Raw genomic sequence first — 16167 nt, forward strand, 5'->3', positions numbered from 1 at the left:
GCAGAACCTCATGGCCGACACGCCCGCCCGCACCCCCGCCATCGTCCTCGTCCACGGCTTCTGGGGCGGCGCCGCCCACTGGGCCAAGGTCATCGGCGAGCTCCACCGCCGCGGGTACACGGACCTGCACGCCGTCGAGAATCCGCTGACCTCCCTCGCCGACGACGCCGAGCGGACCCGCAAGATGGTCCGGCAGATCGACGGGCCGGTGCTGCTCGTAGGCCACTCGTACGGCGGAGCCGTCATCACCGAGGCCGGCGACCTGCCCAACGTCACCGGACTGGTCTACGTCGCCGCCTTCGCCCCCGACGCGGGCGAGAGCCCCGGCGGGATCACCCAGGAGAAGCCGCCCGCGGCGGTCGAGAACATCGCGCCCGACTCCGACGGCTACCTATGGGTCAGGCAGGACAAGTTCCACGAGAGCTTCGCCCAGGACCTCACCCCCGAGGAAGCCCTGGTCATGGCCGTGACCCAGAAGGCTCCCCTCGCCTCCACCTTCGGCGACGCCGTCACCGCGCCCGCCTGGCGCGCGAAGCCGTCCTGGTACCAGGTCTCCACCGCCGACCGCATGATCCACCCCGACAACGAGCGGCGCATGGCCGCCCGCATGAACCCCCGCAAGACCGTCGAGCTCGACGCGAGCCACGCCTCCCTCGCCTCCCTCCCCGGCCCGGTCTGCGACCTCATCGAGGCGGCCGCCTCCGCCTGAGCGCGCCCCGCCGCCACAGGCTGCGCGCCCGGCCCAGCTCCCGGGCACGCGGGGCCCACACCACCGCCCCGGGCCCCGGGTCCCCGGCCAGCCACACGCACCGCTCCGGCGGCGGATCCGCAGCCTCCGACTCCGACGGTGACGGCGGCAGGGCCGACTGCGGGAGGGCCGGATCGGCACGGGGCCACGCGCGCGGCGGCAGCACCCGCCGCCCCAGCGGCCCCAGGGTCAGCACCCACGGCCCGCGGCGGCCGCGGCCCCCGGAGCCGCCGCTCAGCACCAGCAGCGGTGGCAGCCCGTGCCCCCGCAGCACCCGGACGTCGTACGGGGTCCAGCGCAGCTCCGGGTCCCGCAGGGCACGGCGCACGCGCCGGACGACGTAGAGCTCCCGGACGGCGACGAGCACGGGCACGCACAGCAGCCCCAGCAGGACCCCCTGCAAGGGCGCGGGACGAGTGACCAGCGCCCCGATCAGCGCGGGCCAGCACAGCACCGGCAGCAGCAGGATCAGCAGCGCATCCTGCCGCCAGTCGCCGAGCGCCTCCCGGACGGCGGCCTCCCCGGGCGGCCCGGGGACGGGCGACCCGGGCACCGGCGGCTCAGGCACCGGCGCCTCGGACACCAGCGGCTCACCGGCCGGGTCCCCGGTCACCACACGGCCTTCCCTGCTCGCACGGCGAACACGCCCAGCCCTCCCCCTCGTCAGCGTCAGCGCTGCAGCGGCAGTGTCAGCCCCCAGGCGCCCGGGTGCAAGGTCCACGTACGGCGCCGGACCGGGCCGGTGATGCCGACGTCCGACCGGTAGCGGAAATCCTCCCCGGACACGGTCACGGCCGAGGCCCGTACCCGCACCACCCGGCCGGAGCCGGGACCCGAGCCGGAGCCCGAGCCGGAGCCGGAAGCCGCTCCCGATCCGGAGCCGGAGCCCGACCCGGACCCCGACCCTGATGCCGCGGCCGCCCCCGCCATCCGGACCAGCACGTCCGCCAGCCCGTCGCCCTCCCGGGCCGACACGGCGACGTCCTCGACCATCCCGTCCACGTCCGCCAGGACCACCCCGTCGGCCTCCACCCGCAGCCGGTGGCCCCCACCGGATCCGGTGGCGGCCGAAGCCCCGGCCGGCGGGCGGGCGAACGTACGGACCAGGGAGCGGTACGCGTTCCACACCGACGGCCCGGCCGGCCGCGGCACGCCCCCGGACCCCGACCGGGGGCCGGATCCGGCCCCCACGGGCGGCGGCGGGATGCCGATCCCGCCCAGCACCACCCCGTCGCTGTCGTCGACCAGCAGGTCCCGCATGCCGACGGCCCCGTCCAGGACCGCCCGCGCGGCCGACACGGCCGACAGCGGCACGCCGAGCTGCAGCGCCAGGACGAGCGACCCCGCCGGCCCCACCGGAATCAGCGAAACGGCCCCCGCGGACAGCGCCCGCTCACGGTGCAGCAGCCCGACGGCCCGTACGAGTGCGCGATCGTCGCCCACGATCACCGGCTGCCGATGACCCCGGCGGGCGAGGGCCCGCGCAAACTCCTCCTGTGAGTCCGGGAGGCAAATTTTCGCCGCCGCTCCCGCTGACAACACATCTTTCGCGATTCGCACGGACTCGCCGTCAAGACGGCGGGCGACCGGGTCGACGAGCACGAGCAGGCCGCCTACCGGCGCGCCCGCATGGCTCATGGTGGGCTCTGGAGCCGACACCTCGGTCCTTCCTCGGGTAGCATCTTTGTGCAAGAGGCCCTTGCGCTATTGCGCCAGGGCCTTCGTCTATTCCGGGGTACCGGTCCGACGGCTCAGCCTGCGGTGTACATCGTCGTACGCCCCCTGACCTTGGACATGCCCCATCCGGAAGAGGTGTACGCCTGTGCCCGCTCTTGTGCTGCTCGGAGCTCAGTGGGGTGACGAGGGCAAGGGAAAGGCCACCGACCTGCTCGGTGGATCCGTTGACTATGTAGTGCGTTACCAGGGTGGCAACAACGCCGGCCACACGGTCGTCGTGGGCGACCAGAAGTACGCGCTGCACCTTCTCCCTTCCGGCATCCTCTCCCCCGGATGCACCCCGGTCATCGGCAACGGTGTCGTCATCGACCCGGCCGTCCTGCTCTCCGAGCTGCGCGGTCTGAACGAGCGCGGCATCGACACCTCGAAGCTGCTGGTCAGCGGCAACGCGCACGTGATCACGCCGTACAACGTCACCCTCGACAAGGTCGGCGAGCGCTTCCTCGGCAAGCGCAAGATCGGTACGACCGGCCGCGGCATCGGTCCGACCTACGCGGACAAGATCAACCGCGTCGGCATCCGGATCCAGGACCTCTACGACGAGTCGATCCTCACCCAGAAGGTCGAAGCGGCGCTGGAGGGCAAGAACCAGCTCCTCACGAAGCTGTACAACCGCCGCGCGATCGAGTCGGCGCAGATCGTCGAAGAGCTGCTCGGGTACGCGGAGCAGATCAAGCCGTACGTCGCCGACACCACCCTGATCATCAACAGGGCGCTCGACGAGGAGAAGGTCGTGCTCTTCGAGGGCGGCCAGGGCACGCTGCTCGACGTCGACCACGGCACGTACCCCTTCGTCACCTCCTCGAACCCGACCGCCGGTGGCGCCTGCACCGGTGCGGGCGTCGGCCCGACGAAGATCAGCCGCGTCATCGGCATCCTGAAGGCCTACACGACCCGTGTCGGCGCCGGCCCGTTCCCGACCGAGCTGTTCGACGCGGACGGCGAGGCCCTGCGCCGCATCGGCGGCGAGCGCGGCGTGACCACCGGCCGTGACCGTCGCTGCGGCTGGTTCGACGCCCCGATCGCCCGCTACGCGACCCGCGTCAACGGCCTGACGGACTTCTTCCTCACCAAGCTGGACGTGCTGACCGGCTGGGAAGAGATCCCGGTCTGCGTCGCGTACGAGATCGACGGCAAGCGCGTCGAGGAGCTCCCGTACTCGCAGACGGACTTCCACCACGCGAAGCCGATCTACGAAAACTTCCCCGGCTGGTCCGAGGACATCACCAAGGCCAAGACCTTCGCGGACCTCCCGAAGAACGCCCAGGCGTACGTCAAGGCCCTGGAGGAGATGTCGGGCGCCCCGATCTCCGCGATCGGCGTCGGCCCCGGCCGCACCGAGACGATCGAGATCAACTCGTTCCTCTAGGGACGCACGTAGGAACGCACGCGAGGGGCGGGGTGCCGGTACGGCGCCCCGCCCCTCGCGGTGTACTCAGGCTCCGGGAGTCTCGTAGAAGCCGGTCAGGTCGACGACCAGGTCGACGAACGACCAGCCCTGGTTCCAGAAGTCCACGATGCCGCCCTTGCCGCCGGACGTCTGCACCAGATTCGGCACGGTCGCGCCCGCGGTCCAGTTCAGGGCCGAGGACACCGGCCGCTGCGGCTTCACGATCTCGCCGCGCATGTAGTCGGACCAGAGGTTCGGGTCCGGGGCCACCGACAGGAAGCCGTCACCGTGGGTGTTGGTGACCGTGGTGTTCAGGGCCCACGCGTCGACCTCGGCGGCCGGCGTGTCGCCTTCGAGGCTCAGCCACTCCTTGCTGCGGGGGGCCAGCGGGAACGCCGGGCGGTCGTTCCAGCTGCCGTTCTCGCGCGTGTCCAGGATCCGGAAGGGCACCGGCGGAACCACGAGGGCGGACCTGCTCTGCGGGGAGTAGTAGCCGACGACGTCCACGACCACGTCGGCCGGGTTCCATCCGCCGTTGCGGACGGTGATCTTCCCGTCGGCGCCGACCGGCACGATCACCGCGTTGGCGACCGTCTGGCCCGCCACGAAGTTCACGTTCGACGTGGTCGGCACCGCCTTCCCCGCGGGGTAGGCCGTCAGGTGTCCGGCCGACCGCGGGTTGGTGACGGTCAGGTTCAGCGCGACCGCGGTGGCGCCGGCCGGCACGCCCGCGCGCCCGGCGATCCCGATGTCGAAGGACCCGTACCCGGGCACCTGGCCCTTCGCCGTGCCCTGGCCCTCCCGGGTGTCCACGATCCGGGTCGGGGCCAGCGCGCCGTAGCCGGCGGCCTTCGACGAGGTGAAGTAGCCGGTGACGTCGGCCAGCAGATCGACCGGCGCCCAGCCCGCGTTGAACAGGTGCACGTACCCGTCCTCGCCGACCGGCACGATCACCAGGTTCGGCACGGACTGGCCCGCGACGTAGTTCAGGACCGAGGTCTGGGCGTTCTCCGCCAGCTCCTTCTCCTGGGCCGCCGAGACGTGGCCCGGCGCCCTTGTGTTGGTGACGGTGAGGTTGAGAACCACGGAGCGGACCCCGGCGGGCACCTTCCCGGCGCCCGCCACCTTCAGCGCGACCGTACTGCGCGCGCCGACCTTGGCCCGCGCGGCGCCGATGCCCTCACGGGTGTCCAGCAGCCGCTTCGGCTCGTGTGCGGTGAACTCGGTGCCCTCGGTGGCGACGGTCAGGCCGTTCTCCGCCGCACCGCCCGTCGCGGAGTCCTTCACCGTGACCTTGATCTCGTACGAGCCGATCGCGGCGTACTGGTGCGTGGCGCGGTACAGATGGAAGTCGCGCGGCGTGACACTGGCGTTGTACGTGTCCGTGGTGCCGTCGCCCCAGGCGATGACGACGTCGACGAGGGCGTACTCCTGGCTGGAGACGATGCTCTCCAGGTTGAACGAGTCCACGCCCTCGGCGAACGCGTTCACAGCGACCCTGAGCCGCTGGTCGGCCGCGGTGGCTGCGTCGGGCGCCTGCTGCGCCCGGGCGCTCCCCTTGGCGGCGGCGCCCGAAGGCACCGTCGTGACCGTGCGCTCGGCCGGGCTGCTGAAGGTCCTCCCCTTGACCTTCCGCACCACGTCCCGGTCGGCCCCGGACGCCTTCACAGTGGCTCCGGACGTGGTGGCTCCGGACACGGACACCGCCGAGGCGGTCCCCGGTACGAGCCCCACGGCAGCCGCCACGATGGCGGCGGAAATTACGAGTCGGCGATTGCGCACCGGCCCCCCACTTCTGTTTGAACATGATCAGAATTGATCTCGCGAGCAGCGTACATAACCTCTTTTCAGCCGGGTCCTGCAAGGGGATATGCTCCGCCTGCCCGCGAACCCCGTGCTGATCACGGAACCGGGCCTGCTTGAACTGGGGGGTTCATGAGCTTGCTGCCACGGGGCAGAGGTACGTCTGCGATGCCCGCGACCAGGGGGAGGGGCCGTACGGCCCTCGCCTCCGGCGCCCTTCTGCTCGCCGTGCTGACGGCGTTCACCGGCCAGAGCGGGTCCGCCCTCGCGGCCCCGTCACCCGGCACCACCACCACGACCGATCCGGCCACGGCCACCGGTCCGGCCGCCGCGAGCCCGCGGGCTTCCGGCCCGCAGGCCGCGCCGAAGCCGGACCCGAAGGCGGACCGCGAGGCCGCCGTACGGTCACTCAAGGAGGCGGACCCGTCCGGCCCTTGCCCGACGACGCTCAAGCCGCACGACATCGTCGACTGCGCCGTCCCGTCGGGCACGACCGCCCGGATCGCCCTGACCCTGCCGCAGCAGAAGGACCTGGTCCTCATCCAGGCCGTCTCCGCCCAGGGTTCGCTCTATCCGCGGCTCCTCGCACCCGACGGCTCGCCCGTCACCTGCGAGTTGGCCCGCCCGTCCACCGAAGGCGCCCTGCGCTGCCCCACCACCACCGCGGGCACGTACACGCTGACGGTGGTGAACAACAGCGGCAACGAGACCGGCGCCTCCGTCGCGTACGCCCCGCTGCTCTCCAGCACCGCCTGCATTCCGATCGGCGCCGCCGACTCCAAGCTCGGCGCCCCGACCGTGTTCCAGCGCTCGCTGCCCGCCGGCTCCGCCGGTGACTGCTACACGCTGGGCCTGGCCGCGAACGACGTGGTGCGCAGCCACGCCACCTCCTACCGGGTGCTGGAGAGCGTCTTCGACGCCTCCGGCAAGGAGATCTGCACCTCCCTCAACCGCGAGGGCGACGCGCTCGACTGCACGCTCACCGGCCCTGCCCCGTACCGGGTGTCGGTCCTGCAGTTCTACGGCTCGGCCGAGCCCTACGCCTTCACCGCCGCCCGGTTCTCCAAGCCCGAGGGCTGCCCGGTCGTCGAGCCCCAGGCCTACGGAGTCTCCCCGGACCTGACCTCCACGGTGCGCTGCCGCGTGCTGCGCGTCCCGTCGGCGGGCCCGTACACCTACGCCCCGGTCTCCACCGGCTCCGCGCCCTACGGCCAGCTGTACACGGCCGCGGGCACCCAGGTCACCGACTGCGCCACGGGCTGCACCCTGGCCGCCGGCGACTACACCTGGGCGGTCGACCCCCGCACCGCCGACACCGGCGCCTTCGGGCTGGCCTTCCACTCCTCGAAGGAGACCCGGGGCTGCACCGCGACCCGGGACGACGGCCTGGTGTCCGGCCCGGCGACCGGCACCTTCGGCGGTCCCGGGCAGCAGCGCTGCCTGACCCTGCCGACGGCCACCGGCAAGGGCGTCTACCTCCTCAGCCGGCCCCCGGCCGACGGCGATCACGCCCGCACGGCCGTCTACGACGCCTCCGGCGCCCAGCAGTGCGAAGGCTCCCCGGAGGTCGTCTGCAAGCTGACCGGTACCGCCCCGTTCCGCGTGGTGCTGAGCGGCGAAGCCGCCAAGGCGTACGGCCTGGTGGTCCACCGCACCGGTGACGCCACCGGCTGCGCCCTGTGGCCGCAGACCGTCTTCGGCGCCTCCACCGGCGCCCGGGTCGACCTGCCCGCCGAGGTCCGCCAGGCCTGCCTGAGCCTGCCCGCCGACAAGCACGCGGCCGCCGAGCTGCTCGACTACACCAACAACCAGAACAAGCTGAACGCCACGGTCCGGATCTCCGATCCCCAGGGCAACGTGGCGTGCGAGACGACCTACGCCAGCACCACCACCAGCTGCCTCCTGACCCCCGGCACCGCCTACACGGCCCTGCTGGTCGGCTGGGGCGGAGCGGACACGTACACGCTGGTGCGCCGCGACGTCTCGCCGACGGCGAACTGCGCCGCGCCCGGCTCGACGAAGGTGGGCGGCCCCTCCGCCCCCTTCGACCTGACCTCGGCCCTGGACGCCCGCTGCCTGCGCGTTCCCGCTGCCGCCACGGACAAGATGTGGCTCAGCGCGCGGACGCTCGGGGGACGGTACGACCCCACCACCACGACGATGGTCCTCGACCCCACCGGCAAGATCGTCTGCTGGCAGCACGGGGTGTCCTGCCAGGTGACCGGCTCGACCTCGTACCTCATGGTCATGACCGCCACCGGCTACGCGGACAAGCCGATCCACACCAACGTGGACACCTGGAAGGTGGGCACGGCGGCCGGATGGGCCCCGGAGTGCACGGCGAACCGAGTCTCCCCCGAGGGCTTCCCGGCCCGCAGCGGGGTGCTCACGGAGTCCTCCACCGGCTACTGCGCCGTACTCGACATCAAGCCCGGCCAGGCCTTCAACGTCGTCGGCACCAGCAGTTCCACCAACGGCGATCACCCCTGGGTGGATCTGGACACCGCCGCCGACTGGAACGCCTCGTACAGCAAGTACAGCTGCATCGGCGCGATGGGCCGGTTCGGTGTGCGCTGCTCCAGCACCACCGACGCCCCTGCCGCCCAGGCGGTCCTGCTGGTGAGCGCCCGGAAGGCGCCCACGCCCGTCGAGTTCACGATGGAGGGCGTCTGCGACAACGGCTGCACTCCGCCGTCGGCCCAGCTCCCGACCGGCATCAGCCCCGCCGCCAGCCCCACCGGCACGCGGTCCCAGGCCGTCGTCAGCGGTACGGGCCTCACCCTGGGCACGAAGCTCAAGCTGGTGGGCGGCGGCCACGAACGGCCGTTGATCCCGGTCTCCATCAACGCCGAGGGCACCGCCCTGAGCGTCCAGGTGGACACCACCGATCTGCCCCCGGCCGCCTACGACCTGCTCCGCGAGGGCGCCGGCTACACCAGCGGCGTGCCCTCCCCGGGCTACCTCCCGAAGGCGTACACGGTCACGACCGCCTCGACTCCGGGCAAGTCCCGCTACGTGCCGCTGACTCCGTCCCGGTTCCTCGACACCCGTGACGGCACCGGCGCCAAGAAGCAGCGCGTCGGCGCGGGCGGCGTGGTCACCCTCCAGGTCGCGGGCGTCAAGGGCGTCCCGGCCACCGGAGTCACCGCCGTCGTCATGAACGTCACCGCCGTCCTGCCGACCCAGCCGGGCCACGTCACCGTCTACCCCAACAGCCGCCCGCTGCCCGGGGTGTCGAACATCAACTACGCGGCCGGGCAGATCGTGCCCAACCTCGTGACGGTTCCGGTGGTCAACGGGAAGGTGGACCTGCGCAACAGCGCCGGCACCGTCGACCTGATCGCCGACGTCACCGGCTACTACACCGACAAGGCCGGCGCGGGCTCCTCGTTCACCCCGATCAACCCGTCCCGGTTCCTGGACACCCGTGACGGCACCGGCGCCAAGAAGCAGCGCGTCGGTACGGGCGGCGTGGTCACCCTCCAGGTCGCGGGCGTCAAGGGCGTCCCGGCCACCGGAGTCACCGCCGTCGTCATGAACGTCACCGCCGTCCAGCCCACCGAGGCGGGCCACGTCACGGTCTACCCGAACGGTCAGCCCGTGCCCGGGGTCTCGAACCTCAACTTCACGCCCGGACAGATCGTGCCCAACCTCGTGGTCGTCCCGGTGGTCAACGGAAAGGTGGACCTGCGCAACAACTCCGGCTCGGTCGACCTGATCGCCGACGTCACCGGCTACTACTCAGCGACCGGTTCGGCGTTCTCCTCGGGTACCCCGGTCCGCCTCCTGGACACCCGCGACGGCACCGGCGCCCGCCCCGGACCCGTGGGCTCCGGCGGGCTGGTCAGCCTGCAGGTGGCCGGGGTGGAAGGCGTACCGGCGCAGGGGGTGACCGCGGTCGTCCTGAACGTCACGGTCACCAACCCCACGTCCGACAGCCACCTCATCGTCCACCCGCACGGGGCGGCCCGCCCCAACGTGTCGAACCTCAACTTCACCGCCGGGAAGACCGTCTCCAACCTGGTGGTGGTCCCGGTGGTGGACGGCCGGGTGACGTTCTTCAACAACTCCGGCTCGGTGGACGTCATCGCCGACCTGAACGGCTACTTCACCTCGTAAGGCCGAGCGCGTAGCACCACAGAAGGTCCCGTCCGGTCCCACGACCGGGCGGGACCTTCTGCTTCGCCGCTGCACTTCTCCGTACGCGCCCATCTGGATCACCGAACTGGTGCGCCGGAAGAACGACGCGACGGTGGCCTGACGGGCGGGCGATAAAGCGGTGGACAGCCCCCGCCCGCTGCGTGAGCATCTCCGCGATGAGTACTGAACTTCTCCCCAAGCGCGTCCGCTTCGTCAAGCTCAACGCGAAGGCCCTGCGGGCGCTTGCCGACGGTGACCTCGCAGGTGGCAGCGCCGAGGCCGGGGTGGCCCTCGACGAATACTTCGTATCCGACCGTGCCCGCTGGATCTTCGGCTACCGCGCCGACCAGCTCGCCAAGGACCCCTCCGCCGCCCCCTGGACCACCCGGGCCGCAGTGTCGGAGCCTGACGGGACAGTCATCGGCGACGCCGGCTTCCACGGCCCTCCGAGCGAGGACGGCGTGGTCGAGGTCGGCTACAGCGTCGTGTCCGCCTACCGCCGCCAGGGCTACGCCCGCGCCATGCTGACCGCCCTCCTGGCCAGGGCCGCCGAAGAACCCGATGTCAGAACCGTCCGGGCCACGATCCGATCCGACAACACCGCGTCCCTCGCCACCGTCGCGGGCTTCGGCTTCACCCTCGTCGCCGAGCGGGGAAACGAGACCGACGGAATCGAGCTCGTCTTCGAACTCCCGGCCAACCCGCCCCAGCCCCCCTCAGGATCCGAAAACTGATCGTCCGCCTCTCGCTCGGGGTGGCGGTCGACGGTCACGGGAAGGGTGCCCAAGGGGCGGCACGCCGTAGCGTGCCGCCCCCGCAGGCTCAGTTCGTCTGATAGACGCCGAAGACGTCGACGATCAGGTCGGCGTCCTTCCAGCCCTGGTTCCAGAAGTGGATGATGCCGTGCTCGCCGTCACTGGCCTGCGCCATGTTCGCGACGGTCCTGCCCGCCGTCCAGTTCAGGTTCGAGGAGACGGGACGCGGCGGCACGGGCGCACCGGGCTGGTCGTTGATCAGCCACGGGAACGGGCTCGGGGCCACCGACAGGAATCCGGTGTCCGTGGTGTCGGTGACGGTCGTGTTCAGGACGTACGCCTCGTAGCCCTCCGGGCCGTCGATGACCGAGAAGCCCTGCGCGATGTACCCGCGGGCCGGGAACTTCCCGCCGCCGTACCAGCTGTCGGGCACCCGGGTGTCGAGGAAGCGGTGCGCTCCGAGGGCCACGTACGCGGCCTTGCTGTCCTTGCTGTAGTAGCCGACCACGTCCACCACCACGTCGGCCGGGGCCCACCCGCCGTTGAAGACGTTGATCGTGCCGTCCGGGCCGACGGGCACGATCACCGAGTTCGCCACCGTCTCACCGGCCGCGAAGTTCAGGCTGGACGCCGTGGGAAGCTTGCCGCCGCCCGGGTACACGGACAGGTGGCCGGCGTCCTTCGGGTTGGTCACCGTCACGTTCAGCGCCACCGCCGTGATGCCGGCGGGTACGCCGTTCAGGCCGCCGATCCGGGTGCCGAACGAGGTCCGCCCGGCGACCTGGCCCTTGGTCGCGCCGAGGCCCTCGCGGGTGTCCACGAAGCGGGTCGGCTTCAGCCCGGTGTAGCCGCTGGCCGGCCTGTGGCTGAAGTAGCCCGTGATGTCGACGACCAGGTCCGCGGGGCTCCAGCCGCCGTTGAAGAGCTCCACGTAGCCGTCGGAGCCGACGCGCGCGATGACCGTGTTCGAGACGGACTGGCCGGTCGCGTAGTTCAGGTTCGACGTCTCGGGTGCCGCAGTGTCCCCGTCCCACACCGTCACGTGCCCCGGGGCGACCGTGTTGGTGACCGTGACGTTGAGCGCCACCGCCTCGACGAAACCGTCGGCGGGAATGCTGCCGGTGCCGGTCACCTTCACTCGGGTCGTGCCGCGCCCGGCGACCTTGCCCGCCTTCGTGCCCGTGCCGTTGCGGGTGTCCAGCAGCCGGGTCGGGGCGTACGGGGTGAACTCCGTGCCCCGGGTGACGTGCGCGACCTCGTTGACGGCCCGGTTGACGCTGTCGGTCACCGTCACCTTCGTCACGTAGCTGCCGACCTCGGTGTACGTGTGCGGGTGCGACTGCTCGCCGGTGCCCTTGGCGGTGAACTTCTCCGTCGTGCCGTCGCCCCAGTCGACGGTGACCTCGAGCGCCACGTCCTCGCTCGTGATCTCCGTCTTGAGGTCGATTCCCAGCGCGCTGCGGTACGAGACACCGATGCCGACGGCGAGGTTCTCGTTCCCGTACGTGACGGCGCCCGCGGGCGGCGCCGTGCGCACCGAGCGCTCGGCCGGGCTGTCGTACGTCTTCTCCACGGCGAGCACGCTCGCCGCGGCCGGCGGCGCGGTGGTGGTGGCCGAGGCCATGCCCGGGATGAGTCCGAGTCCGGCCGCCATCAGGGCAGCGGACATTACGAGTCGGCGATTGCGCACCGGCCCCCCCATTTTTATGTTCTTGAACGCGATCAGAGCCAAACAGTCAAACTCGATCAGCGTATACAGCAGTGCTACCAGGCCAGTTGTGAGATTTCTTCGGCGACCACAGCACAACCATCTGCCGCCGGGTCGATCAGCGGGAAGTGGCCGACCCCGTCCAGCAGGGTCAGTCCGACCATCTCCCCCGCCAGTGCGGCCGCCGCCACGTACGCCTCCGACACCGACTCGGGGACCACGATGTCGCTCCGCCCCTGGACCACCGCCGTCGCGATGCCGGTCGGGAGCAGCGCCGCCGGGTCGGCGTACGGGCGCCGTGCCGCGAAGGCCCCCTCCCCGCCCAGGAGTTGCGCCGAAGCGCCCCCGCACACCCCGAGCTCCTCCGCGACCGTGAAGTCCGCGATCGGGGCCAGCGCCACCACTCCGCGCAGCAGCGGCGGCGACGGCAGCCTCCAGCCGGCCGGGGCGTCCTGCGGGAGCACGTGCCGGGCCGCGGCCCACAGTGCGAGGTGGCCTCCGGCCGAGTGGCCGGTCAGCACCATGCGGCGGGGGTCGGCCTCCGGCAGGCATCCGGCGGCGAGTTCCGGGAGGGCATCCATGGCGGCGGCCACGTCGTCGAAGGTCTCGGGCCAGCGGCCGGCCACCGGGCCCTCGGCGCCCTGATGGGGCAGCGGCAGCGACGCCCGGGACTGGCCGCGCCGGTACTCGACGTTGGCGACGGCGAAGCCCTGCCGGGCGAGGAAGTCCGCGAAGGGGGTGATGTGCTGCCGGTCGTACGGGGCGCGCCACGCCCCGCCGTGCAGGACGACGACCAGCGGCGCGGAACGCGCGACGCCCGGCTGCGCCCGTTCTCCGCGGGGTGCGTGGAAGTCGACGATCTGGTCGGAGTGTTCACCGTAGGCGGCCGTGGCGTCGGGGGCTACGGGCGGATGGGAGAAGGCCGAGGCGGCCTCGGCGGCGTCCCGTTCGACTGCGGGGTCCGTCATCGGCTCAACCTCCGGTAACGCGAGGGACAAGGGGGACTGGTGTTCCGGTGTTCCGGCAGAGCGGGACCGTATCAGGCCAGAACGGTCCCCTCCGTGGCGGGCCGGGAAGATACCGGCGCGGACGGGGCCGTAGCCCCGCCCGCGCGGTGATGTGACGTTTCGCTACCGGTTCACCCGAAAATGTGACCCAGTGCGCGCGCCGCACGCTCCGCGTCCGCGAAGCCGACGTACAGCGGGGTGAATCCGAACCGCAGGACGTCGGGGGCGCGGAAGTCCCCGATCACCCCCCGGGAGATGAGCTCGCGCATCACCGCGTCCGCGTTCTCCGTGCGCAGGGACACCTGGCTGGCGCGCTGGTCGTGCCCGGTGGGGGTGACCAGCTCGACCTTGCCCTCCGGGACGTACGCCGCCACGCAGTCGAGGAAGAAGTCGGTCAGCGCGAGGGACTTCGCGCGGACGTCCTCGACCGCGACCCCGTCCCAGGCGTCCAGGGCGGCCTCCAGCGCGAGCATGGACAGGATGTCCGGGGTGCCGACGCGGGCCCGCGCCACGCCCTGCGCGGCCTCGTAGGAGGGGGTCATCGCGAACGGGTCCGCATGGCCGTTCCAGCCCGGCAGCGGGGAGTCGAAGGCGCTCTGGTGGCGGGCGGCGACGTACAGGTACGCGGGGGCGCCGGGGCCTCCGTTGAGGTACTTGTACGTGCAGCCGACCGCGAGGTCCACCGCGTGCGCGTCGAGGCCGACGGGGAGCGCCCCGGCGGTGTGGCACAGGTCCCAGACGACGAGCGCCCCGGCCGCGTGCGCGGCCGCGGTGAGGGCGGGCAGGTCGTGCAGGCGGCCGGTGCGGTAGTCGGCGTGGTTGAGGAGGACCACCGCGGTGTCCGGGCCCATCGCCCCCGCGGCGGCGGCCGGGTCGACCGGGACGACGCGCAGGCCCGTCATCCGGGCCGCCGACTCGGCGATGTAGCCGTCGGTGGGGAAGGTGGCGGCGTCCACGAGCAGCTCGGTCCGGCCGGGCGCGGCCAGCCGGGCGGCGCCGACCAGGGCCTTGAAGAGGTTGACGCTGGTGGAGTCGCCGACGACCACCTGGCCGGCTGCGGCGCCGACCAGCGGGGCTATCCGGTCGCCGATGCGTTCGGGGGCGTTCCACCAGTTGGCTTCGCCCTCGGTCCAGGAGCGGATCAGGCGGGTGCCCCACTGCTCCGTGACGACCTCGGCGAGGCGGGCGGCCACCCCTGCGGGCAGCGCGCCGAGGCTGTTGCCGTCGAGGTAGACCACGCCCTCGGGGAGGGTGAAGCGGTCGCGGAGCTTGCCGAGGGGGTCGGCCGCGTCGAGGGCTTCGGCGCGGGCCGCGAGGTCCGGGAACGCGGCGGGCCCGGAGCCCGGGTTCGTGTCAGACATGGCTGCGCGCCGTCCACAGTTCCGGGAAGACGTTCTTCTGCGCCCGCTTCTCCAGCCAGGTCACGCCGGCCGAGCCGCCCGTGCCCGTCTTCGCGCCCATCGCGCGCCGGGTGGCGACCAGGTGGTCGTTGCGCCAGCGCCAGACCAGCTCGGCGACGTCGGTGAGGACCTCGCCGAGGCGGTGCAGGTCCAGGTGGGCGTCCGGGGTCGCGTACAGGGCCGTCCAGACGGCTTCGACCTCGGGCGAGGGCTCGTAGCGCTGCGAGAGGTCGCGGTCGAGGACGGAGGCCGGCACGGGGAGGCCGCGGCGGGCGAGGAGGCGCAGCACCTCGTCGTAGAGGCTGGGCTCCTGGAGGGCCTTCTCCAGCTCCGCGTGGACGCGCGGGGCGCCACGGTGCGGGACCAGCATGGAGGCGGCCTTGTCGCCGAGCAGGAACTCCATCCGGCGGTACATCGCCGACTGGAAGCCGGAACCCTCCCCGAGGGCGGCGCGGTACGCGTTGAACTGGCCCGGGGTCAGCTGGGCGAGGGGGCGCCAGGAGGCGTTGAGGGCCTCCAGCTCGCGGAGGGATCGTTTCAGCGCGTCCATCGCGACGGGGAGCTCGTCCTCGCGGAGCGCCTTCGCGGCGGTCTCCCACTCGTGGACGATGACCGTGAACCACAGCTCCATGACCTGGGTGGTGACCAGGAAGACCATCTCGCCCGGGTCGTCCGAGCGCAGGTGCTGGAGGTGGGTGAGGACGTCCGCCTGGACGTAGTCCTCGTAGGGGGTCGTGCCGGCGAAGTCGAGGTTCGGGGTGTCCGAACCGCCGTCTCCGGAGGCATCAAGGGCGTGCGACATCGCTGTCTCCTCGATACGTGCTTCCGGGTAGCGGTCCGCTCCTTCCGGTGAGGTGAGTGGAGCTCCGGTCCCCTGTCCGCATCATAAGACCGTCGTGCCGCAGGGCTTCAATAGTCAGTGGCGCACGTCACTTCCCGCGACCGGGCGGGCCCACGGGGAGCCCACCCGGTGCGGGAGCGTTCGCATCAGGCGCCGAGGACGTCCGCGGCCGTCTCGGAGGAGTCGCGCAGGAAGGTCGAGCAGCGCTCGTACTCCTCCTTCTCCTCGATCGCGCCGGCCGCGCGGGCCAGGGCGTTCAGGGCGCGCAGGAAGCCGCGGTTCGGCTCGTGCTCCCACGGCACCGGGCCGTGGCCCTTCCAGCCCGCGCGGCGCAGCGCGTCCAGGCCGCGGTGGTAGCCCGTACGGGCGTACGCGTACGACTCGACCGTGCGGCCGGCCGCGAAGGCCTCGTCGGCGAGGAGGGCCCAGGCGAGGGAGGAGGTCGGGTGCGCGGCGGCCACCTCGACGGCCGGGGTGCCCGCGGCGATGGCCGCGATGCCCGGCTCGTCGGGGAGGTGGGTGGGGGCGGGGCCCCCGAGGAGGTTCTGGTGAAGAGACATGCGCCCCAGTCTGGCGGATGGGGGACGCCTGCATGCGCGAAGGGCCCGGCCCCGCCGTCCGTGGACGGTGGAACCGGG

At 72.2% G+C, this 16167-nt stretch carries 12 protein-coding genes; 4 read left to right on the plus strand and 8 right to left on the minus strand.

Annotated elements, in window-relative coordinates:
- Window positions 1-10: 10 nt before the first annotated feature.
- Window positions 11-709, plus strand: a complete 699-nt coding sequence (locus OG898_RS10650; protein ID WP_250748778.1) for an alpha/beta hydrolase — start codon at window positions 11-13, stop codon at window positions 707-709.
- Here the strand turns inward: OG898_RS10650 and OG898_RS10655 are convergent.
- Both OG898_RS10655 and OG898_RS10660 read right to left on the minus strand, forming a co-directional pair.
- Window positions 684-1361: a hypothetical protein gene (locus tag OG898_RS10655; RefSeq protein WP_266956406.1), complete on the minus strand. Its 678-nt coding sequence runs from the start codon at window positions 1359-1361 to the stop codon at window positions 684-686. The two genes, OG898_RS10650 and OG898_RS10655, sit on opposite strands and share 26 nt — an antisense overlap.
- A gap of 56 nt (window positions 1362-1417) precedes the next feature.
- A complete protein-coding gene (locus tag OG898_RS10660) occupies window positions 1418-2386 on the minus strand; it encodes a diacylglycerol kinase (RefSeq protein ID WP_250748772.1) in 969 nt (322 codons plus the stop codon).
- A gap of 184 nt (window positions 2387-2570) precedes the next feature.
- Between OG898_RS10660 and OG898_RS10665 the strand changes: the two genes are divergently transcribed.
- Complete coding sequence (locus OG898_RS10665) at window positions 2571-3854, plus strand: adenylosuccinate synthase (RefSeq protein WP_250748769.1); 1284 nt, start codon at window positions 2571-2573, stop codon at window positions 3852-3854.
- Between the two features lie 66 nt (window positions 3855-3920).
- On the opposite strand, the gene OG898_RS10670 is transcribed toward OG898_RS10665, so the two are convergent.
- Complete coding sequence (locus OG898_RS10670) at window positions 3921-5621, minus strand: hypothetical protein (protein ID WP_266956409.1); 1701 nt, start codon at window positions 5619-5621, stop codon at window positions 3921-3923.
- 225 nt (window positions 5622-5846) lie between these two features.
- On the opposite strand from OG898_RS10670, the gene OG898_RS36240 reads away from it, so the two are divergent.
- A complete protein-coding gene (locus OG898_RS36240; RefSeq protein WP_323184838.1) occupies window positions 5847-9797 on the plus strand; it encodes a hypothetical protein in 3951 nt (1316 codons plus the stop codon).
- Between the two features lie 197 nt (window positions 9798-9994).
- The gene (locus OG898_RS10680) at window positions 9995-10552 is read left to right on the plus strand and encodes a GNAT family N-acetyltransferase (RefSeq protein ID WP_250748764.1); all 558 of its coding nucleotides are present in this window, start codon (window positions 9995-9997) and stop codon (window positions 10550-10552) included.
- Between the two features lie 88 nt (window positions 10553-10640).
- On the opposite strand, the gene OG898_RS10685 is transcribed toward OG898_RS10680, so the two are convergent.
- From OG898_RS10685 to OG898_RS10705, 5 genes are all read right to left on the minus strand, one after another.
- Window positions 10641-12242 (minus strand): hypothetical protein, encoded by a 1602-nt coding sequence (locus OG898_RS10685; RefSeq protein ID WP_266956411.1) that lies wholly within the window; start codon window positions 12240-12242, stop codon window positions 10641-10643.
- A 95-nt stretch (window positions 12243-12337) separates the two neighbouring features.
- Entirely contained in the window at window positions 12338-13249 is a 912-nt protein-coding gene (locus tag OG898_RS10690; protein WP_250748762.1) for an alpha/beta hydrolase, read from the minus strand.
- Between the two features lie 170 nt (window positions 13250-13419).
- Window positions 13420-14649 carry a kynureninase gene (gene kynU / locus OG898_RS10695; protein ID WP_266956413.1) on the minus strand — a complete coding sequence of 410 codons (1230 nt, stop codon included), beginning with the start codon at window positions 14647-14649 and terminating at the stop codon, window positions 13420-13422.
- Window positions 14642-15490 (minus strand): tryptophan 2,3-dioxygenase family protein, encoded by an 849-nt coding sequence (locus tag OG898_RS10700; protein ID WP_250748759.1) that lies wholly within the window; start codon window positions 15488-15490, stop codon window positions 14642-14644. Before OG898_RS10700 ends, kynU begins: the two co-directional genes overlap by 8 nt.
- A gap of 185 nt (window positions 15491-15675) precedes the next feature.
- Window positions 15676-16089 carry a DUF3151 domain-containing protein gene (locus OG898_RS10705; protein WP_250748757.1) on the minus strand — a complete coding sequence of 138 codons (414 nt, stop codon included), beginning with the start codon at window positions 16087-16089 and terminating at the stop codon, window positions 15676-15678.
- Window positions 16090-16167: the final 78 nt, after the last annotated feature.

The organism is Streptomyces sp. NBC_00193 (assembly GCF_026342735.1).
GTDB lineage: Bacteria > Actinomycetota > Actinomycetes > Streptomycetales > Streptomycetaceae > Streptomyces > Streptomyces stoeckheimensis.